We start from the raw sequence: 21,078 nt of genomic DNA on the forward strand, positions 1-21,078 counted from the left end.
GGGGCCAGATTTCCCTTGCGCTGGCGCGGCGAAACGGAATACCGAGAGAGCGATGGCGCAAGGAGCCTGCAGCATGGCGCGGGAATGCCGGCTGTGGCGCGGGACGCGACGGAATCGCCTTGCATCCGTGATGGAGAAGGCGTCTTTCCCTTCGACCGTTCCTGGCTCTGTCCGCGCCGGGGCCTTCTTGCATCGCCCGTGATGGAACGCGTTTGTTTCTTTCCGTGGCCGCTGTCCGCGCGGTCGTGCCGCCGTTGCGGCACGACATGCCGCTTGCGGGGCAAGGTTGTTCTCCTGCTTCCCCGTTGCAGCGTTGCGGGATGTCCGGGGTCTGGCGGAGTCTCCCGCCGTTGTCCGCAACCAGCAATCGTATGCATGAGGAATGACCATGCGCAGATGCTTCGTTGTCCCGTTTTTCGCGTTGTGCTTGCTCGCTTTTGCTTGGTCAGCCGTGCTGGCCTGCACGAGCGTGCGTGTAAAGACCAGCGACGGTCTGGTCTTTTACGCCCGGACCATGGAAGGCGAGTGGACGTTGCAGACGGTGCTCGGCGTGGTGCCCAAGGGCACGCCCTTCGTCGGCACCCTGCCCGACGGCGGCAAGGGCGTGGCCTGGAAGAACAGGTACGCCTTCGTCGGCATGTTCGATTTCGGCATGCCCCTGGCCTCGGACGGCATGAACGAGAAGGGGCTGGTCGTGGGCCAGCTCTTTTTGCCGGGCTACGCTTCGTACGAGCCTTTCGAGCGCTCCAAGGCGGGCAGGACCCTGGCCCAGTACGAGTTCGGCACCTGGCTTTTGTCCAACTTCGCCAGCGTGGCCGAGGTGCGCAAGGGCTACCGCGACGTGCGCGTGTGCCAGGGCCCGGTCGGCGACGCCGGCCCCTTGCCCCTGCACTACGTGGTGCACGACCCCTCGGGCGACTGCGTGGTCATCGAGTACACCGCCGGCAAGGTGGCGATCTACGACAACCCCCTCGGCGTCATGACCAATTCCCCCACCTTCGACTGGATGCTCACCAACCTCGACAACTACATCAGCCTGTCGGTCATGAACACCCCGGAGAAAAAGCTCGGCGGCGTGACGCTCAAGCAGTTCGGCCAGGGCACGGGGCTCTACGGCCTGCCCGGCGACTACAGCCCCCCCAGCCGCTTCGTGCGCATGGTGGCGCTGAGCCAAGCGGCGCTTCCGGCCAAGGGCGCGACGGCCGGGCTCAACCAGGCCATCACCATCCTCGACAACGTGGACATCCCCCTCGGCGCGGTGCGCGGCTGGGAAGGCAAGCAGGAACGCTTCGACAAGACCATCTGGTCCGTGGTCGCGGACACGGCCGAGCTGCGCTACTACTACCGCAGCATGGACAACAAGAACTGGCGCTACGTGGACGTGGCCAAGGCCGTGGCCAACGCCAAGGGCATCGAGAGCATTCCCGTTTTCATCCCGGTCGATTATCCGGACACGACCGCCCAGGCCAAGCCCTTCAAGTAAGGCGCGGGGCGTTGCGGACGGCGGCATCGGCCGCCTTCGCCGAAAAAGGACGCGGCCCGGCCGGTTTCCGTCACGGAGCCGGCCGGGCCGTTTTTTCCGCTTCGGCGGCAGCCTCGGCCTGGCCGGCAAAGCGGCGCGGGAGCGTCGATCGGGCCGCGCGCGGTTTGTCCGTTGCCGTGGCGGTTTTCGACCTGGCTGCGAACATCGCCGCCGCTTCCCGGGCATGGCGCGATCGCCGCATCGCTCCGCGGCCCGTTGACTGCCCGGCCGATCAGCGGCACGCCATGAAAAACGTGCCAGCCCTTGCCGGTGCGAAAAGGAGGAAGCGCCATGCCCCGTCGCCTGTCGTCCGGATTTCTGCTCGTCCTGCTGTTCCTGTCCGTCCTTTTGCCGCCGGCCGCCCCGGCCCGGGCGGACGACGCGGACCTCGCCCGCCGCGTGGGCGTGGTGGTCTCCCAGGCCGTGGCCGAGGGCCGCATCGCCGGGGCCGTGGTGGTGGTCGGCCGCGACGGCCGCATCCTTTGCCGCCAGGCCTTCGGCTACGCCGATCGGGAAAAGGGCGAGCCCATGCGCGTGGACAGCATCTTGCGCCTGGCCTCCATGAGCAAGCCGCTGGTGAGCGCCGCCGCCCTGGTCCTGGCCGATGCCGGAAAGCTCTCCCTGGACGATCCCGTGACCCGCTGGCTGCCCGGGTTCGCGCCGACGCTGCCAGGCGGAACGCCGGAGACCGTCACCGTGCGGCAGCTTTTGACACACACCGCCGGGCTCTCCTACGGCTTTTCCGAACCCCCGGACGGACCGCTGCACCGGGCCGGAGTATCCGACGGCCTGGACCGGCCAGGCATCGACCTTAACGAGAACCTGCGGCGGCTGGCCACCGTGCCGCTCGCCTTTGCGCCGGGGAGCTCCTGGCGCTATTCGCTGGCCATCGACGTGCTCGGCGCGGTGGTGGAAAAGGCCGCCGGCGCGCCCCTGCCCGAGGCCGTGGCCCGGCTCGTGACCGGGCCGCTGGGCATGGGCGACACCACCTTCCTGGTCGCCGACCCCGGCCGGCTGGCCGCGCCGTATCTGCACGGCCAGGGGCCGCTGCGGCCCATGGCCGACCCGGACGTGCTGCCGACCAGCGCCTCGGGCATCCTCTTTTCCCCCTCCCGGGCCACGGACCGGCAAGCCTTCCCTTCGGGCGGCGCGGGCATGTCCGGCACGGCCGACGACTACTTCACGTTCCTGGAAGCCGTGCGCCGCGACGGCGGCGGCATCCTGCGCCCGGAAACCGCCCGGGCCATGACCTCGGACCAGCTCGGCGGCCTGCCCCCGAACCTGGTGGACAAGGGGCGGACCTTCGGCTTCGGCGGGGCGGTGGTGGTCGATCCGGACAAGGCCGGCTTTCCGGGCGCAGCCGGGACCTGGAACTGGGGCGGCGTCTACGGCACGCACTTCTTCATGGACCGGGCCTCGGGACTGTCCGTGGTGGTGCTGACCAACACCACGCCCGACGGCCTGTCCGGGGAGCTGCCGGCGGCCGTGGCCCGGGCCGTCTACGACAGGTAAGAAGAGGCCCCTCCCTAGGGGAGGGCGGGGCGTCAGGTCGCGTCGCGCCCCCGGTCTTCCCGGCGGAACTCCCGGTAGTCGAGGCCGTACTTCTTCATGCGAAGGCCCATGGTCCGGCGGGTGAGTCCCAGTTCGCGGGCGGCCTCGGTGGAATTGCCCCGGTGCAGGCGCAGCGCCTCCACCAGCATCTCGTATTCCATGGCCTCCAGCCGGGCCACCAGCCCCCCCTGGCGGTCGTGGCCGGGAAGCACGGGCGTTTGCAGGGAAAGCGGCAGGTTGTAGCCGTGGATGGCGTCGTCCTCGGTCAGGATCACGGCGCGCTGGACGACGTTTTCCAGTTCCCGCACGTTGCCCGGCCAGTGGTAGCCCATGAGCATGTTGAGCGCCGGGGTGGTGATGCGGTTGATCGCCTTGCCGTTTTCCCGGGCGTAGCGGGCGGCGAAATGCTCGGCCAGCGTCACGACGTCGCTGCCGCGCTCGCGAAGCGGCGGCACCACCAGGGGAAAGACGTTGAGCCGGAAATAGAGGTCCTGGCGGAATTCCCCGCCGGCGGCCATGGCGGCCAGGTCCTTGTTGGTGGCGGCCACCACCCGGATGTCCACGGTCACGGTCTTGTTGCCGCCCACCCGCTCGAAGGCCCGTTCCTGGAGCACGCGCAGGAGCTTGGCCTGGACGCCGAGCGACAGTTCGCCCACCTCGTCGAGGAAGATGGTGCCGCCGTCGGCCTCCTCGAACCGCCCGCGCCGCAGCTGGGTCGCACCCGTGAACGACCCCTTCTCGTGGCCGAAGAGCTCGCTTTCGAGGATGCTCTCGGGAAGCGCCGCGCAGTTGAACTTGACCATGGGCCCGTCGGGGTTGGGGCCGCCGGCGTGGATGGCCTTGGCCAGCATCTCCTTGCCCACGCCCGATTCGCCCAGAAGCAGCACCGTGGTCCGGGTGGGCGCGACCTTGTGGAGCAGGGCGAACAGCTCCATCATGACCTTGGACGACCCGACGAAGGCCGGAGGGCGCATGCGCTCGCCGAGCTGGCCCAGAAGCTCGGCCTGGCGGCGCTCCCAGCGCACGATGTCCACGTTCTCGACCAGGTAGAGCTCCACGGCCTGGGCCAGCATGTAGGAGATGACGGTCAGGGCGTCCACGTGCTTGCGCAAAAGCTCGCCGCTTTCGTAGGCGCGCACGGCCGAGATGGTGCCGAGCACCTTGCGGCCGCGCATGATGGGCACGCACAAGAAGGCGCACTCGCGGTCCTCGGGCCGCGACAGGCTGCCGGTGCGGTTGAGGATGGCCGGTTCGTCGCCGATGCGCGGCACGACGATGGCCGCGCCGCGCTCCACCACCTGGCCGGTGATGCCCTCACCCGGGAAATAGATGCCCCGCGCCTGCTCCTCCTCGGTCAGCCCCAGGCTCTTGTGGATGCAGATGTGGCCCGATTCCCGGTGGTGGAGGTTGACCATGGCCCGGGTCACGCCCATGTCGTCGCGCATGTACGTAAGCAGGCAGTCCAGCGCCGGCTCCAGGTCGCTTTGCCGGGAGAGGGATTCGCCCATGGCCTGGAGCAGGGGCACGATGCGGCCCCGGCACACGCCGGCATGGCATTCCTTGATCCTGGGGTCGTCCTGCTTGCAGGCCCCGGCATGGCACTCCCTGGCCGGGGCGGCCTGGCCGCGCGTGGTTTCCATGGGTCGCGTACGTCCTTTCCGGCCGGCGGCCTGGGGCTCGCGGCCGTCCTGCGCCGGCGCGCCGGCGGTTGGCGAAGGCGCAAGGGCCGGGACGCAGCCGCACGGCCCCTCGCTCGGATGGTTTCCCCGCCGCCGAGCAAGCCACATGCCAGCGGCGTTCCCCGAACGGGCTCGCATCCTTTATATGCTTTGCCGAGCATAGCAAGCCAGGAAAATCAGGCGTCGCGCCGAGAGCCGGCGCAACCGGCCCGGGAGCGCCACGGTCTTGGGTCGCCGGTCGGAATGTACCGAAAGGTACGCCGGCGACGGTTTTGTCGGTCGTGTCGCAGCGGCCCGGGGACCAAATCCGACGCACGAGCTCGCGGTGAAAGGAAGCGGGACGACCGGGGCGATCGATCGAGGCGTCACGGCTTGGATGGAAAGCCGTGACACAGCACCGGGCGGTCCCATTGAGCGACACAAGCTACGGAACGGAATGTTCAGCCATGCAATGCGAAAAATACCCTGGGATCATGAAAGGAACATCCAAGTGCTTCTCGTTGCAAGAGTGTACCGTAACGGTGCTTTGTCTCGATTTCTCCGTGGCGGCGTGATCGAAAATAAAATCAATTAAAACAAATAAATATAATTATTTTCTCCCGAATCCGGGCTCTTGTCCCCACGGCCGGTCGGACGGCGCTCCTTGGCATGCAATTGGCTAAACAGCCCTGCAACGGCGTGACGCCATGTCGGCGCCGGCCATTACAGACAAGGAGCACTCCCATGACCCGCAAGATCGCCATCTACGGCAAGGGCGGCATCGGCAAGTCCACCACCACCCAGAACACGGCCGCCGCCATGGCCCACTTCCACAACAAGAAGGTCTTCATCCACGGCTGCGACCCCAAGGCCGACTCCACCCGCCTCATCCTCGGCGGCAAGCCGCAGGAGACCCTGATGGACACCCTGCGCGACCTCGGCGCGGAAAAGGTCACCAACGACAAGGTCATCAAGCAGGGCTACATGGGCATCAACTGCGTGGAATCCGGCGGCCCCGAGCCCGGCGTCGGCTGCGCCGGCCGCGGCGTCATCACGGCCATCGACCTCATGGAGGCCAACGGGGCCTACACCGACGACCTGGACTTCGTCTTCTTCGACGTGCTCGGCGACGTGGTCTGCGGCGGCTTCGCCATGCCGATTCGCGACGGCAAGGCGCAGGAGGTCTACATCGTGGCCTCGGGCGAGATGATGGCCATCTACGCCGCCAACAACATCTGTAAGGGCCTGGTCAAATACGCCAAACAGTCCGGGGTGCGCCTGGGCGGGGTGATCTGCAACAGCCGCAAGGTCGACCGGGAGCGCGAGTTCCTGGAGGAGTTCACCTCCGCCATCGGCACCCAGATGATCCACTTCGTGCCGCGCGACAACATCGTGCAGAAGGCGGAATTCAACAAGAAGACCGTCACCGAATACGACCCCGCCGAGAACCAGGCCCAGGAATACAGCGCCCTGGCCGACAAGATCATCCACAACGAGATGTTCGTCATCCCCAAGCCGCTGACCATGGACGAACTGGAAGCCATGGTCGTCAAGTACGGCATCTCGGACTAACCGGCAGCCAAAGGAGAAGCCGCATATGAAGATGATCAAAGCCATCGTGCGCCCGGAGGCGGCCGAGACCGTGACCGAGGGGCTGGCCGACGCCGGGTTCTTCACCATGACCAAGGTCAACGCCTACGGCCGGGGCAAGCAGAAAGGCATCACCATGGGCGACGTGCACTACGACGAACTGCCCAAGACCATGATCATGATGGTCGTGGAGGACGGCAGCGTCGAGGAAGTGCTCAAGATCATCAAGTACAAGGCCTACACCGGCAGTTTCGGCGACGGCAAGGTCTTCGTCCTGCCGGTGGAGCAGGTCTTCACGGTCCGCACCGGCCAGACGGGGCTCTAGGAGGCGGCGCATGAAAGAGATCATCGCCATCATCCGGCCGAAGAAAGTGGGGCCGACCAGGGACGCCCTGGAAAAACTGGGCTTCCCGAGCTTCATGGCCGTGCGCGTCCTCGGCCGGGGCCATCAGCGGGGCATCGCCGGCGAACTGGCCTGCGACATCCCAGAATTCCTCAAGGGGCAGGGGAAGTCCGGCGGCATGAAGTACATCCCCAAGCGCATGCTCTCCGTGGTCGTGCCGAGCGCCGACGCCGACGCCGTGGTGCGCGAGATCATCAAGGTCAACCAGACGGCGCAGATCGGCGACGGCAAGATCTTCGTCATGCCCGTGGACGGGGCCATGCGCCTGCGCACCGACGAAACCGGCGACGCGGCGATATTGTAATGGAGGCGGGGGGAAAGCCTCCGGCGGCCAAGGGGCCGGCGCCCCTTGGAACCCCATAACCGAGAGAAGCATCGGAACGCGAGGGCAACGGCCCACGGCCCGATGTCGCGAGGAACGTATGCCGTACCATCTGTTCAAATGCAGCGAGTGCATCCCGGAACGCAAGGAGCACGCCGTCATCAAGGGCCCGGGCGAGACCCTGGCCGACGCCCTGCCGCTGGGGTACCTCAACACCATCCCCGGCACCATCTCCGAGCGCGGCTGCGCCTACTGCGGGGCCAAGCACGTCATCGGCACGCCCATGAAGGACGTGATCCACTTGAGCCACGGCCCGGTCGGGTGCACCTACGACACCTTGCAGACCAAGCGCTACATCAGCGACAACGACAACTTCCAGATCAAGTACACCTTCGCCACGGACATGAAGGAAAAGCACATCGTGTTCGGCGCGGAGAAGATGCTCAAGCAGAACATCGTCGAGGCCTTCAAGGCGTTTCCCCACATCAAGGCCATGACCATCTACCAGACTTGCGCCTCGGCGCTGATCGGCGACGACATCAACGCCATCGCCGCCGAGGTCATGGAGGAGATGCCGGGCGTCGACATCTTCGTGTGCAACTCGCCCGGCTTCGGCGGCCCCAGCCAGTCCGGCGGCCACCACAAGATCAACATCGCCTGGATCAACCAGAAGGTCGGCACCTTCGAGCCCGAGATCAAAAGCGACTACGTGATCAACTACGTGGGCGAGTACAACATCCAGGGCGACCAGGTCGTCATGGACGACTACTTCAAACGCATGGGCATCCAGGTGCTGTCCACCTTCACGGGCAACGGCTCCTACAACGACCTGCGCGGCATGCACAGAGCGCATTTGAACGTCCTCGAATGCGCCCGCTCGGCCGAATACATCTGCAACGAGCTGCGCAAGCGCTACGGCACGCCGCGCCTGGACATCGACGGATTCGGCTTCGGGCCGCTGGGCGCGTCGCTGCGCAAGGTGGCGCTTTTCTTCGGCATAGAGGACCGGGCCAAGAAGATCATCGAGGAGGAGACGGCGCGCTGGAAGCCGGAGCTCGACTGGTACGCGGCGCGGCTGAAGGGAAAAAAGGTCTGCCTGTGGCCCGGCGGCTCCAAGCTCTGGCACTGGGCCCACGTCATCCACGACGAGATGCAGGTGGACGTGGTCTCGGTCTACACCAAGTTCGGACACCAGGGCGACATGGAAAAGGGCATCTCCCGCTGCGAGGAGGGGGCGCTGGCCATCGACGACCCCAACGAGCTCGAGGGCCTGGAGGCCATGGACATGCTCGAGCCCGACATCATCTTCACGGGCAAGCGTCCCGGCGAGGTGGCGAAAAAGATCCGCGTGCCCTACCTCAACGCCCACGCCTACCACAACGGCCCCTGGAAGGGCTTCGAAGGCTGGGTCCGGTTCGCCCGCGACATCTACAACGCCGTCTATTCGCCCATCCACGAGCTGTCCAAGCTGGACATCAGCAAGGACGAGATTCCCACGGACAAGGGCTTCGTCACCCGCCGCATGCTCTCCGACGCCAACCTGCCGGAGGAAGTCCGCGACTCCACCGAGATGCGCCCCTACTCCGGGAACTTCGACTGCCTGGCCGGGTACGAGGACAGGGAATACCCCTACATGAAAACGCAGCCTGCCCCGGGAGCGGCGGCGTAACGAGGACCACGCCATGGAAGAACTGCGCAAGGAACGCATCGAGCAGCTCGTCGACTACATCATGAAGAAGTGCCTGTGGCAGTTCCACTCCCGGGCCTGGGACAGGCGCGACCAGAACGAAAACATCCTGCTCAAGACGAAGCAGATCCTGTGCGACGAGAAGGTCGCCCTGGAGACGCCGGCCGACCGCTGCTACTGGGTGGACGCCGTGCTCCTGGCCGAGGCCTACCGCGAGAAGTACGCCTGGCTGGAGGGACTGCCCAAGGAAGAGGTCGCGGACATCATGAAGGGCGTGCACGAACGCATGGACTACCTGACCATCGACGGGTCGCTTAACCAGGAACTGACCGACCAGCACTACTAGAAGGAATCCCGTATGACCTGCGAACTCATGGAACGGTCCCGCGCCGGCATCATCAATCCCATCTTCACCTGCCAGCCGGCCGGGGCGCAGTTCGTCAGCATCGGCATCACGGACTGCATCGGCATCGTGCACGGCGGCCAGGGCTGCGTCATGTTCGTGCGCCTGGTCTTCTCCCAGCACTTCAAGGAGAGCTTCGAGCTGGCCTCGTCCTCGGTCCACGAGGACGGGGCGGTGTTCGGGGCCTGCGGCAGGGTGGAGCAGGCCGTGGACGTGCTTTTAATGCGCTACCCCCACGTCAAGGTGGTGCCCATCATCTCCACCTGCTCGACCGAAGTCATCGGCGACGACATCGAGGGCGTGGTGACCAAGCTCAAGGGCGGCCTGCTCAAGGAGAAGTACCCCGGCCGCGAGGTGCACCTCATCCCCATCCACACCCCGAGCTTCGTCGGCAGCATGGTCACGGGCTACGACGTGGCCATGCGCGACATCGTGGCCTACTTCGCCAAGAAGACCGAGCCCAGCGGCAAGCTCAACGTCATGACCGGCTGGGTCAACCCCGGCGACGTCACGGCCATCAAGCACCTGCTTACGGAAATGGACATCGAGGCCACGGTGCTCTTCGAGATCGAGGCCTTCGACTCGCCGCTCATGCCCTCGGGCAACCACGTCTCCCACGGCGAGACCACCATCGCCGACCTGGAAGGCACGGCCAACGCCGTGGGCACCATCGCGCTGAGTCCCTACGAAGGGGGCAAGGCGGCCAAGTACCTGGAAAAGGAGTTCGACCTCCCGACCATCATCGGCCCTACGCCCATCGGCATCCGCAACACGGACACGTTTTTGGCCAACTTAAGGAAGCTCACGGGCAAGCCCATCCCCGAGTCCCTGGTGCGCGAGCGCGGCATCGCCCTCGACGCGCTCACCGACCTCGCCCACATGTTCTTCGCCGACAAGAAGGTGGCCATCTACGGCAACCCGGACCTGGTCATCGGCCTGGCGGAATTTTGCATCGACCTGGAAATGCACCCCACCGTCCTGCTTCTTGGCGACGACAATCCCAATTACGTCAAGGACCCCCGCATCAAGGCCCTGCAGGAGAACGTCGACTGGGACATGGAGATCGTGACCAACGCCGACTTCTGGGAGCTCGAGGACCGCATCAAGAACAGGGGCCTCAAGCTCGACCTGATCCTCGGCCATTCCAAGGGGCGCTTCATCTCCATCGACTACGACATCCCCATGCTGCGGGTGGGCTTCCCCACTTACGACCGGGCCGGCATGTACCGCCACCCCGTGGTCGGCTACGCCGGGGCCATTTGGCTGGCCGAGCAGATGGCCAACGTGCTGTTCACGGACATGGAGCACAAGCGCGTCCGGGAATGGAGCCTCAACATGTGGTAGGCCCGGCGGCGGGAACGCCCCGCCAGGCCGGGTCCCCCGCGCGACCGCCCGGGAACCGGAAACCGCCGTCAGGCCGCAAGGCCCCGCCACGGCGGTTTCCCCCAGGCCGGGGAGTGTGGGGGAAGAGAGCCTCCGGCGGCCAAAGGGCTGCCGCCCTTTGGAATCCCGTAACGGGTGAAGATTGCAGTCAGACTCAGGTGTCGTCGTCGGTTTTGAGGACACGACAAGAAGGAGACGGGCATGACGATGCCACCGGCCACATCCGCTGTGAAGGGAACGCTCGAAACCCGGCCGCCCGAAAACGGGAAAATCCTCTTTTTCGCCTACGGCGCGAACATGCACCCCGAACAGATCGCCGCCCGCTGCCTGGGGGCGAAATGCCTCGGCCCGGCGCGCCTGGCCGGCCACCGGCTGGCCTTTTTCGGCACGTCCCTGGTCTGGGACGGGGCGCTGGAAACCGTCGTCCCTTCCCCGGGCCGCACGGTCTGGGGCGTGCTCTACGCCCTTTCCCACCTGGACGCCGACAGCCTCGACGCCTGGCAGGACGCCCGCTTCAACGGCACGGGGACCTATTTCCATTCTCCCGTCACGGTGACGGACGCCGCGGGCGCGCCCCGCGAGGCGCTGCTCTACAAGAAGGACATGCTCGGCGCGCCGGGAAAGCCGAGCCTCGAATACCTGCGCCACATCGCGCGCGGGGCCGAACTGCGCGGCCTGCCGCCGCATTACGTGGCGGAGTTGCTGGAGACGCCGGCGAAAAAAGCCGGCTACCCGGTGCCTGTGGAGCGCCCCGGCCGGGGCGGCGTCGTGCGCGCGACCACCTGCGCCGACTGCGGCAGCCTGATCGAGACCCATTGACGCCGGCGCGGCCGGCAAGGAGGCATCAGCCATGTCCAGCCAGGATTTTCCCCACGGCCCCATGCGGCGCAAGGACCGCGAGATCGCGGACCGCGCCGCCATCGACGCCGTGCTTACGGCCGGCAAGGTCATGTACCTGGCCCTTTGCGACGAGGACACGCCGTTTCTCGTCCCGGTCTTCTACGCCTTCGCCGGCGACGTCCTGTACTTCCACGGCGCGCGCGCGGGCACGAAAATGTCCATCCTCAAGCGCAACCCCAAGGTCTGCTTCGCCGTGTCCCTGGACCAGGGGGTGGTGGAGAGCGAGAACGCCTGCGACTTCGAGGCCGCCCACCGTACCGTGGTGGGGCTTGGCCGGGCGAGCGTGGTGGAGGACGAGGCGGAAAAGATCGCCGCCCTGGACCGGATCGTGGCGCGGTTCACGGACAGGAAGTTCGATTATCCCAAGACGAGCCTGGCGGCCACGGCCGTGGTGCGCGTGGCCATCGAATCCATCAAGGGCAAGACCCACGGCCTGGGGTAAAGCCCCGGCATTTTCTCTTTGCCGCGTCCCTGGTCCGGGCGCGGCCCGACGCGCGAAGGCGGTCCTTCCGGCAGGGGAGGGACCGCCTTCTTGTTTTGGGCGTATTGGGGAAGCCGTCCGCCGAATCCGCTATTTGCCCCGCTCCATGGCGGCCAGCAGCCAGTTGGCCCCGGGCGTGGCGTCGTCGCGGTCGAAGGTCCAGCGCTCGAAGCGGTCGATGTTGTGGGGCGCATTCATCTCGTGGATGAGGGCCTCGTAGTCCACTACCATGATGGTGTGGCCGTTCTCCTGGCGTTTTTCGGCGATGCGCGCCTCGACCAGCAGGATGTCGGGCTCGGGCGGCGGCGAGCCGGTCAGCCGCCGGCGCAGCTCGTCCAGGAAGGCCGGCGTGACGAAGCCGGCCAGGTCGTCGAAGTCGCGCTTGGCCATGGAGAAGCGGATGCGCGGATAGGCCAGCTTGGCCCCGGCCAGGAATTCCGCGTCCGAACCCGGGGCCGCCGGCGGCGCGGCCGAGCCGGGTCCGGGCGCGGCCTCGCCGGCCGGCTTGGACTGGAGGTAGGACCACATGGCCGCGGCGTTGGTGTACATGTCCGGCTTGGGGCGCGGCTCCTGGGGCCGGCCGGGGTCGTCGTCCCGGTCGTGAGGCGTGGGCTCCCGGTCCGACGGGCCCGACGGGCCGGCGTCGCCGCTTTTGCCCGGGCGCTGGCGTCCCAGGATCAGGCGCAGCACCAGGAAGATGCCCAGGCCGAGCACGACCAGGTCGAGGACGCGCGGGCCGGTGAACTCGTCGCCGCGCAGCACGCTGCCGAGCAGGCCGCCGCTGAGCAGGTCGGCCCGGGCCGGCAGGGGGAGCAGCCAGGCGGCCGTCCCGGCGGCCGCCGCCGGGAAAAGGCGGCGGGCCGCACCGGCCGGGTTGTCGCTGGGATGTCTTTTCATAGGCTCAGGATGTGTCAAAGGCCGGCGGGCAAGTCAATGCGGGAGGTTTGACGGATTGTAAAAATTCTTGACATTACTTGTCGGGTAAGGTTGTGATTTTTTGCGCAAAGACGCCCCCTTGCGCTCCCGAGGCGTTGGCAGGGGTTTTGCTTGGCAGTCGTGTCGCTGGGTAAAGTCTCAAGGCCGCCGGCCGCAAAACGCGGCGGCGCCAACAACCGTTTGTCATGCCTCGCAAAGGCATGTCCGGGACCCGTTCGGGCCGGCAGGGGGGCGTATGAGCGTGCGGAACAAACTGTATGTGTTGCTCGGCGTGTGCGTGCTGGGGTTCGTCTGCTCCTTCGCGGCGGACCGGATCGGTGCGCGCTACGAGCAGCACTACCGCAATCTCGAGGACCTGGCCGCCAACGCCTACCTGGAGTTGCTTCAGGCCCGTCGCGAAGAGAAGAATTTCCTCATGCGCATGGATCCGGCCTACGTGGAGCCGGCCCTGCGCCATGCCGACAAGGTCCGCGAGGACGTCGGCCGGCTGGCCGGCCTGGACCCGGCCATGGCCAGCCAGGCCCAGGAGGCCCTGGCCGAACTGTCCGAGTACCGCAAGGGCTTCGAGGAGCTGGTCGCCAACGAACGCGCCAAGGGCTTCAACGAGAACGAAGGCCTCATGCGCGACTTTGTGCAGGCCGCCCGGGACCTGGACGAGAAGTTCAAGCCCGTGGCCGACAAGGACTTCCAGATCGTCCTGCTCACCATCCGCCGTCACGAGAAGAACTGGCAACTGCGCGACGAGGCTTCCTACGTGGAAAAGGTGGACGCCTCGGTGGCGCAACTGCTCGGCATGGTGGCCGAGAGCCCGGAGATTCCGGCGGCCCAGCGCAAGGGTTGCGCCACGGTGATCGAGGCCTACCAGCGCAGCTTCAAGGCCTATGTGGCGGCCGCGGCCAAGGGGAAGAAGATCGGCGAGGCCATGGTGGCGAGCGGGCGCGACCTCATGCCGCGCTTCGAAAAAATCGGCTCCTTCTACGCCGCCCGGCGGGCCCAGGCCCAGTCCACGGTGGACATGGCGCAGCTGGCCGTGCAGGCCGGGCTCGGCCTGGCCGTGCTGCTGGTCATCTTGTGGATCGTCCGGGGGCTCAACCGCTCCCTGGCCGCCCTGGGGAGCTATTCCAGGCAGGTGGCTTCGGGAGACCTGGCCGCCCGGCCCTCGGGTCGGTTCGAGGCCGAGTTCGCCGCCCTGCGCGACGACGTCACGGCCATGGTCGCCAACCTCCGGGAGAACATGCGCCAGGTGGCCGAGAAGCAGGCCGAGGCCGCCCGCCAGGCCAGGGCCGCCGAGGAGGCCATGCGCGAGACCATGCGCAAGGAGGAGGAGCTGGCCGCCACGCTTTCCCGCATGCAGACCGTGGCCGAACAGGCGGCGGACATCTCCCGGCGGCTGTCCGGCGCGGCCCGGGAGCTCTCGACCCAGACCGAGCAGTCCGCCACGGGCGTGGAGCTCCAGCGACGCCGCGTGGACGAGACGGCCACGGCCATCGGCCAGATGAACGCCACCATCCTGGAGATCGCCTCCAACGCCGGCGCGGCCGCCGTAAACGCCGGCCGGACCCGGGACAACGCCGTCACCGGCGCGGACGTGGTCAAGCAGGCCGGCGCGTCCATGGGTCGGGTCAACGGCATCGCCGTCAAGCTCAAGTCCGACATGTCGAGCCTCGGCCAGGAGGCCCAGTCCATCGGCCAGGTCGTCGGCGTGATCAACGACATCGCGGACCAGACCAACCTGCTGGCCTTAAACGCCGCCATCGAGGCGGCCAGGGCCGGCGAGGCCGGGCGCGGCTTCGCCGTGGTCGCCGACGAGGTCAGAAAGCTCGCCGAAAAGACCATGGTGGCGACCAAGGAAGTGGAATCGCGCATCCGGGCCATCCAGGACGCCGCCGGCGGCAACATCAGGGGCATGGACCAGGCCGTGGCCGCCGTGGCCGAGGCCAACTCCCTGGCCGAGCGCTCGGGGGAGGCCATCCTGTCCATCGTCGGCCATGCCGACGAGACCAGCGGCCAGGTCCAGTCCATCGCCGCCTCGGCCGAGGAGCAGTCCGCCGCCTCGGAGCAGATCAGCCGGGCCATCACCGAGATCAACCAGGTGGCCGACGACAACGTGGCCGGCGTGGAGGCCACTTCCCGGGCCGCCCGCGCCCTGGCCGCCATGGCCGAGGAGCTCAAGGAGCTCATCGGCCGCCTGCGCGGCGACGAGGACGAGGCCCTCCGGGCTCTGGCCGCGTAGAGCGGCGGCTTATTGAAAATACGGCGATATTTTCAATAAAAGCATTCGAAGGCGTCGTCCGCGACGGGGGAAATTCGTCTTGGCGGACGCGCCGCCCCCGGTCGCTCCCGCGCCCGCGAGGCGCGACATCCGCGCGGCCATGCCTGCCATGTCCAAACATCGTCGCTCCCGCGCCCGCGAGGCGTGGCAAGCGGCCGGATCGGCGGCAACGGCCCCGGACGACGAAATTATTCTCGGGCGGGGCGGCTTGGCGTTGCCACGGCCGCCCCGCCCCGGTAAGAGGCTGTTGCGTCCGCAGGAGCCGGCCCGCCCGCCTGGGCGCGGCCTTTCCCCAAACGCCTCCCCGGCGGCGCGCCGCCTATGACCGTCGTGAAGAAACATTTCGGCTCCGCCGTCCTGGCCAGGCTCGGGCTTCGCGCCCGGGTCTACCTCCTGCTCGGCGGGCTGCTCCTCGTCAACATGGCCGGGCCGGTCATCATGGTCTGGTACGCGGCCATGGCCCGCGACCTCTACACGGCCACGGCCGACAAGGACCTGGCCGCCCTGACCGCCGCCCACGAGCTGGAAAACGCCCTGCTCAACCAGAAGGGCTACGCCACCTACTACTACCTGAGCCAGGACCAGGTTTGGCTGGCCAAGCTCGACGAGAGCCGCCGCGCCTTCCTGCTGTGGCTCGAGCGCATGCGCCAGCAGGTGGACGCGCCCGAGGCCGTGGCGCTGCTCGACGGCATCGAGGCGGCCTACAAGGAATACGCCGCGGCCAAGGACAACGTCATAAGCCTCTACCAGCAGGGGCGGGTGGAGGCGGCCAAGGGCCAGCACTGGGCCGTGCGCGAGGATTTCGACGGCCTGCGCGACCTGTGCGACCGCTTCAAGGAGTTCTTCCGGGCCCGCATGCGCGAGACCGGCGAGGTCTACATCGAGCGCACGGACATGGTCATGGGCGTGGCCGTGGTCGGCGTGGTGATAAACGCCACCCTGGGCTTTTTTCTGGCCTATGTGCTGGTGGGCCAGATCCTCGACCCCTTGCGCCGCCTGGCCCGGGGCGGCGGCGCGAGGGGCAGGGAGGCCCTGGCCGGGTTCTCCGACGAGGTCAAGGCCATCGGCCAGAAGTTCAGCGACCTGGAGAAGGACGTGGATCAGGCCCATCTGGACCTGGAGCAAAGCCGCGGCCACCTCATGCAGTCCGAGAAGCTGGCCATGGCCGGCCGCCTGGCCGCCGGCGTGGCCCACACCATCCGCAACCCCCTGACCTCGGTCAAGATGCGCCTTTTCTCCCTGGAGCGCGGCCTCAAGCTCGACCCCTCCCAGCAGGAGGACTTCGAGGTCATCGCCGAGGAGATCGGCCATATCGACACCATCGTGCGCAATTTCCTGGAGTTCGCCCGCCCGCCCAAGCTCACGGCCCAGCCCGTGAGCCTGTCCGCCGTGGTGGACACCACGCTGACCTTATTGCGGCACCGCCTGGAGTCCTACAATGTGGAGGTGTCCGTGGAGCGGGCCAGGGTGCTGCCGGAAATAAACGCCGATCCCGACCAGCTCAAGGAGGCCCTGGTCAACCTGGTGCTCAACGCCTGCGAGGCCATGGTCGAGGGCGGCAGCCTGACGCTTCGCGAGGAGGCGGGCGTGCTCGAGCCCTACGGACGCATCGTGGCCCTGCGGGTGACCGACAGCGGCCCGGGAGTCGATCCGGCCCTTTTCGACAGCATCTTCCAGCCGTTTTTCACCACCAAGGGCGAGGGCTCGGGCCTGGGGCTGCCCATCGTCAAGCGCATCGTCGAGGAGCACGGCGGCTGGATCACGATCCAGTCCCCGCCGTCGGGCGGGGCGGTCTTCACCATGGTTTTTCCGTGCGCCGGGGAGCGGGGATGGCACAGATCCTGATCGTCGACGACGACCACCAGCTGCGCATGAGCTTCGAGCGGCTGCTGGCCGCCGAGGGCCACGACGTGCGCACCGCCTCCTCGGGCGAGGCCGGCATCGACGCCGTGCGCGAGGCCATGCCCGACCTCGTGGTCATGGACGTGCGCATGCCCGGCATCTCGGGCCTCGAGGCCTACGCCGCCATGCGCGAGATCGAGCCGCGCCTGCCCGTCATCATCATGACCGCCTACGGCACCACGGACATCGCCATCGAGGCCACCAAGATGGGGGCCTACGACTACATCCTCAAGCCGTTCGACATCCCCCAGGTCCTGCGGCTGATCGACAAGGCCGTAACCGCCGGCCGGTCCATGCGCGCCCGGGTGGCCGTGGGCGAGGAGGGCGCGGCGGCGGCCGCCGAGGCCATCGTCGGCAAAAGCCCGGCCATGCAGGAGCTCTACAAGGCCATCGGCCGCGTCGCCCCCACCGACGCCACCGTGCTCGTGCGCGGCGAATCCGGCACCGGCAAGGAACTCGTGGCCCGGGCCGTGTACCAGCACTCCCAGCGGGCCGCCAAGCCCTACCTGGTCATCAACTGCGTGGCCATCCCCGAAACCCTGCTCGAATCCGAGCTCTTCGGCTACGAGAAAGGGGCGTTCACCGGCGCGGCCGGCCGCAAGGTGGGAAAAATCGAGCAGGCCAACCGGGGCACGGTCTTTCTCGACGAGATCGGCGACATGCCGCTGTCCATCCAGGCCAAGCTCCTGCGCCTGCTCCAGGAGCAAAACGTCGAGCGCCTGGGCGGGCGGCAGGTCATTCCCGTGGACGTGCGCATCATCGCCGCCACCAACCGCGACCTGGAAGAGGCCGTGCGCCAGGGCCAGTTCCGCGAGGACCTCTACTATCGCCTGAAGGTGGTCACCCTCTCCCTGCCGCCCCTTCGCGAACGGCCAAGCGACATCGCGCTGCTCGTGCGCTACTTCCTCGGCCGCTACTCCCGGGACATGGGCCAGCCCGACCCGGGCGCGTCCGAGGCGGCCATGGAGTTCCTGACGGCCCAGCCCTGGCCGGGCAACGTCCGGGAGCTCGCCAACACGGTGAAAAAGGCACTCATCTTCAACCTCGGCGCGCCGCTTGGGCTCGACGAGGTGAAAAAGGCCCTGGGCGAGCCCCTGCAGCGCGAGGCCGACCCCGGCGACGACCCGGCCGAGAGCCTGTCGCGGCTCATCCGCCGGGAGCTGGCCTCGGGCCGGGAGAGCGTGTTCGAGGACCTCATGGACCGCTTCGGCCAGCAGATCATCCGCGAGGCCCTGACCGTGACGGGCGGCAACCGCACCCAGGCCGCCCGCCTGCTCGGGCTCTCGCGGCCGACGCTTCTGGCCAAGATCGAGAAGTACGGCCTGCGCATCGAATCCCGCGTGCGCCAGGCCGATTGATTCCCGTCCCTGCCGTTCCCCTTTTTACGCCCTGTAAAAAATCCTGACAGGCCCCGGGCCGGGGAAGTGTCGGGTTTTCTTTCAAGTTCTCATTTTCCCAAGCGATGCCGCCACGTTGTCCGGCAGGGCGCGACCCGCGTTCCTGGCACGGGAGTTGCGATGGCCAGGGCAAACCTTGTCAGGAGACCGTGGTGGATCGTCCAAGGGCAACGCTGGTCATCGCCGAGAGAAACGCCAACATCCGGGAGCTTCTGCGCCGGGAATTCGGCCGCGAGGGCTACGCCGTGCTGACGGCAGGCTCCGGCGCCGAAGTCCTGTCGCACCTGTCCCTGGCGGAGAAGGTGGACGTCCTCGTGCTCGATGCCGAGATGGGCGGTCCCGACGGCTCGGCCCTTGTGCCGCAACTGGAGCGGTCGTTTCCCCAGGTGCCCGTGGTGCTGCACGGCTTCGCCGGCTTCGAGGCCGGCGAGGGCGGCGTGGCCCGGGTGGAGAAGGACGGGGATTTCGAGCGGCTCAAGCGCACGGTGCGCCGGGTGTTGCGGCCGGGTGAGGCCAACGGCTGACGGGACAGGGGCGGCAAGGGACAGATGGCAGGATCGTCGCGGATATTTTCATCGCGCGGCGGGGTCCGCGCGGGGCGGCACTCACAATACGGAGGAAGTGAAAATGGGGTTCGGCAGGCAAGTTTTTGAATTCCTGAAGGCGGCGTCGGTCGCGCATGCCCAGTGGGACATGGAAGTGTCCACGTCCATTCTCAAGAATCGCAAGAAGCTGCTCTTTCTGCTGGTGCTGGCCCTGCCGATCCTGGCGGTCTCCTTCGTCGAGGCCAGCGACTTCATCGGCAGCAAGACGGCCTACGGCCCGGCGTTCTACACCACGCAGATCTTCCTGGTCTCCATCGCCGTCGGCCTGGCCGCGGGCCTGATCACGGGCTGCATCGGCGCGGGCGGCGGCTTCATCATCACCCCGGCGCTCATGGCCGCCGGCGTCAAGGGCATCCTGGCCGTCGGCACGGACCTGTTCCACATCTTCGCCAAGGCCATCATGGGCACGGCCGTGCACAAGAAGCTCGGCAACGTCTCGGTCAAGCTGGCCGTCGCCTTCCTGGTGGGCTCGGGCGCCGGCACCTTCGTCGGCGGCGCCATCAACAAGGGCCTGTACAACACCGACCCGCTGCTCTCCGAGTTCTTCATCAGCACCATCTACGCCGTGTTGCTCGGCTTCCTGGGCTTCTACGCGCTGATCGACTACATCGTCGCCAGCCGCAAGGATTCCGGCGGCGACGCTCACGGCGGCAGCCACGGCGGCCCGGCCGGCACCACCGGCATGGCGCTCAAGCTCCAGAACCTCAACATCGCTCCCATGATCACCTTCGACGAGGACTTCGTGCCGGGCGGCAAGCGCATCTCCGGCTGGATCGTGGCCGCCGGCGGCATGATCGTCGGCATCCTGGCGGCGCTTATGGGCGTGGGCGGCGGCTTCGTCACCTTCCCCATGTTCGTCTATGTCTTCGGCGTCTCCTCCATGACCACCGTCGGCACGGACATCCTCCAGATCATCTTCACCGCCGGCCTGGGGGCCATCGCCCAGTACGCCATCTACGGCTACGTCTTCTACACCCTGGCCATGGGCATGCTGCTCGGCTCGCTGCTCGGCATCCAGGTCGGCGCGCTGACCACCAAGGTGGTCAAGGGCATCCACATCCGCGGCTTTTACGCCATGTCCATCATCGCCGGCTTCATCAACCGCGTGGCCACCTTGCCCAAGAAGTTCGTGGAGCTCGAATACATCAACATGTCCAAGGACCTGGTCAACGCCATCGAATACGTGGGCAACATCGTGTTCTGGATCGTCGTGGCCATCTTCGGCGCCTGGGTCATCGGCAAGTTCATCGTCAACATCGGCGCCCTGCGCCAGGAGGGATAAGGAAATGCTTGTCACCGACAAGAAGCTCTTCATCAAGGGCCTGCTGCTGCTCATATCCTTCGCCGTGGTCTTCATGCTGATCTTTTCGCCGATCTTCCCGGGCGGCGTCAACGGCCTGCACTTCTCCGACGACCTGTTCAACAAGCTGTCCAAGGGCTCGTCCTACTTCATTCCCGAAGTGGCCAAGGACGTGAAGGCCTTCGACGGCAAGCAGATCAACGTCGAAGTCAAGTTCAAGTCGGCCGACGAGACCAAGATGGCCCAGACCCTGATCACCAAGGCCGGCGGCAAGGCCGAGCCCAAGGGCGACTCCCTGGCCGTGAGCGGCGACCTCGGCGCCATGCTGGCCAAGGTGCTCGAAGGCGCGGACGAGCTCTACAAGGACCAGGACGCCCAGATATCGGCCTTCTATGGCATGGACGGCAAGAAGGCCATGAAGGGCTGGTGGACCACGCTCAACACGATGATCAAGCCCCTGCAGAAGATCAAGATGATCGACGAGGCCAACATCCTCAACACGGTCAACCAGAAGGCCATCGAACCGGCCTACAACTTCTACGGCATTCCGGCCGAGAGCATCATGACCAAGATCCCCACCGTGACCGGCCTGCTCATCTTCTACGTGATCTACACCATGTGGTACGGTTACGGCATCTTCGACATCTTCAACGGCATCGGCATGTCCATGAGCAAGTCCAAGATCAAGAAGGAAGCGTAAACCCCGCGCCCCTCCATAACGCGAAGCCCCGGGCCGTCAAAGCGGCCCGGGGCTTCGTCTTTTTCA

18 protein-coding genes are annotated in these 21,078 nt (G+C 66.9%); 16 read left to right on the forward strand and 2 right to left on the reverse strand.

Annotated elements, in window-relative coordinates; translation table 11 throughout:
• Window positions 1-388 precede the first annotated feature (388 nt).
• The gene (locus tag Q1K70_RS01630; protein WP_300154835.1) at window positions 389-1,483 is read left to right on the forward strand and encodes a choloylglycine hydrolase family protein; all 1,095 of its coding nucleotides are present in this window, start codon (window positions 389-391) and stop codon (window positions 1,481-1,483) included.
• Window positions 1,484-1,813: 330 nt separating this feature from the next.
• A complete protein-coding gene (locus Q1K70_RS01635) occupies window positions 1,814-3,034 on the forward strand; it encodes a serine hydrolase domain-containing protein (protein ID WP_300154837.1) in 1,221 nt (406 codons plus the stop codon).
• Window positions 3,035-3,066: 32 nt separating this feature from the next.
• On the opposite strand, the gene Q1K70_RS01640 is transcribed toward Q1K70_RS01635, so the two are convergent.
• Window positions 3,067-4,713, reverse strand: a complete 1,647-nt coding sequence (locus Q1K70_RS01640) for a sigma 54-interacting transcriptional regulator (protein WP_300154839.1) — start codon at window positions 4,711-4,713, stop codon at window positions 3,067-3,069.
• Window positions 4,714-5,475: 762 nt separating this feature from the next.
• Here Q1K70_RS01640 and nifH point away from each other — a divergent pair.
• From nifH to Q1K70_RS01680, 8 genes are all read left to right on the forward strand, one after another.
• Window positions 5,476-6,303 carry a nitrogenase iron protein gene (gene nifH, locus Q1K70_RS01645; protein WP_300154842.1) on the forward strand — a complete coding sequence of 276 codons (828 nt, stop codon included), beginning with the start codon at window positions 5,476-5,478 and terminating at the stop codon, window positions 6,301-6,303.
• Window positions 6,304-6,328: 25 nt separating this feature from the next.
• The gene (locus Q1K70_RS01650; protein WP_300154845.1) at window positions 6,329-6,646 is read left to right on the forward strand and encodes a P-II family nitrogen regulator; all 318 of its coding nucleotides are present in this window, start codon (window positions 6,329-6,331) and stop codon (window positions 6,644-6,646) included.
• 10 nt (window positions 6,647-6,656) lie between these two features.
• Window positions 6,657-7,028: a P-II family nitrogen regulator gene (locus Q1K70_RS01655; RefSeq protein ID WP_300154847.1), complete on the forward strand. Its 372-nt coding sequence runs from the start codon at window positions 6,657-6,659 to the stop codon at window positions 7,026-7,028.
• A gap of 118 nt (window positions 7,029-7,146) precedes the next feature.
• Window positions 7,147-8,715: a nitrogenase iron-iron protein, alpha chain gene (anfD, locus tag Q1K70_RS01660; protein ID WP_300154850.1), complete on the forward strand. Its 1,569-nt coding sequence runs from the start codon at window positions 7,147-7,149 to the stop codon at window positions 8,713-8,715.
• 13 nt (window positions 8,716-8,728) lie between these two features.
• Window positions 8,729-9,079 (forward strand): Fe-only nitrogenase subunit delta, encoded by a 351-nt coding sequence (anfG, locus tag Q1K70_RS01665; protein WP_300154853.1) that lies wholly within the window; start codon window positions 8,729-8,731, stop codon window positions 9,077-9,079.
• 12 nt (window positions 9,080-9,091) lie between these two features.
• Complete coding sequence (gene anfK / locus Q1K70_RS01670) at window positions 9,092-10,480, forward strand: Fe-only nitrogenase subunit beta (protein WP_300154856.1); 1,389 nt, start codon at window positions 9,092-9,094, stop codon at window positions 10,478-10,480.
• 240 nt (window positions 10,481-10,720) lie between these two features.
• Window positions 10,721-11,338 (forward strand): gamma-glutamylcyclotransferase family protein, encoded by a 618-nt coding sequence (locus Q1K70_RS01675; protein ID WP_300154857.1) that lies wholly within the window; start codon window positions 10,721-10,723, stop codon window positions 11,336-11,338.
• A gap of 31 nt (window positions 11,339-11,369) precedes the next feature.
• Window positions 11,370-11,861 (forward strand): pyridoxamine 5'-phosphate oxidase family protein, encoded by a 492-nt coding sequence (locus Q1K70_RS01680; RefSeq protein WP_300154860.1) that lies wholly within the window; start codon window positions 11,370-11,372, stop codon window positions 11,859-11,861.
• A gap of 129 nt (window positions 11,862-11,990) precedes the next feature.
• Here the strand turns inward: Q1K70_RS01680 and Q1K70_RS01685 are convergent, their stop codons facing one another.
• Window positions 11,991-12,797, reverse strand: a complete 807-nt coding sequence (locus tag Q1K70_RS01685) for a hypothetical protein (RefSeq protein WP_300154863.1) — start codon at window positions 12,795-12,797, stop codon at window positions 11,991-11,993.
• 274 nt (window positions 12,798-13,071) lie between these two features.
• On the opposite strand from Q1K70_RS01685, the gene Q1K70_RS01690 reads away from it, so the two are divergent.
• The 6 genes from Q1K70_RS01690 to Q1K70_RS01715 all read left to right on the forward strand — a co-directional run bounded on the left by Q1K70_RS01690 (window position 13,072) and on the right by Q1K70_RS01715 (window position 21,012).
• Window positions 13,072-15,069, forward strand: coding sequence for a methyl-accepting chemotaxis protein (locus Q1K70_RS01690; RefSeq protein ID WP_300154866.1), 1,998 nt, complete (start codon window positions 13,072-13,074; stop codon window positions 15,067-15,069).
• Between the two features lie 360 nt (window positions 15,070-15,429).
• Window positions 15,430-16,953 carry an ATP-binding protein gene (locus Q1K70_RS01695; protein WP_300154868.1) on the forward strand — a complete coding sequence of 508 codons (1,524 nt, stop codon included), beginning with the start codon at window positions 15,430-15,432 and terminating at the stop codon, window positions 16,951-16,953.
• Window positions 16,938-18,368 (forward strand): sigma-54 dependent transcriptional regulator, encoded by a 1,431-nt coding sequence (locus Q1K70_RS01700; protein ID WP_300154871.1) that lies wholly within the window; start codon window positions 16,938-16,940, stop codon window positions 18,366-18,368. The genes Q1K70_RS01695 and Q1K70_RS01700 overlap by 16 nt, the downstream gene beginning before the upstream one ends.
• A gap of 191 nt (window positions 18,369-18,559) precedes the next feature.
• On the forward strand, window positions 18,560-18,931 hold the full coding sequence (locus tag Q1K70_RS01705; RefSeq protein WP_300154873.1) for a response regulator: 372 nt from the start codon (window positions 18,560-18,562) through the stop codon (window positions 18,929-18,931).
• 103 nt (window positions 18,932-19,034) lie between these two features.
• Window positions 19,035-20,294: a sulfite exporter TauE/SafE family protein gene (locus Q1K70_RS01710; protein WP_300154876.1), complete on the forward strand. Its 1,260-nt coding sequence runs from the start codon at window positions 19,035-19,037 to the stop codon at window positions 20,292-20,294.
• Window positions 20,295-20,298: 4 nt separating this feature from the next.
• Window positions 20,299-21,012 (forward strand): hypothetical protein, encoded by a 714-nt coding sequence (locus tag Q1K70_RS01715; RefSeq protein ID WP_300154878.1) that lies wholly within the window; start codon window positions 20,299-20,301, stop codon window positions 21,010-21,012.
• Window positions 21,013-21,078 lie beyond the last annotated feature (66 nt).

It is taken from the genome of Solidesulfovibrio sp. (assembly GCF_029978005.1).
GTDB lineage: Bacteria > Desulfobacterota > Desulfovibrionia > Desulfovibrionales > Desulfovibrionaceae > Solidesulfovibrio.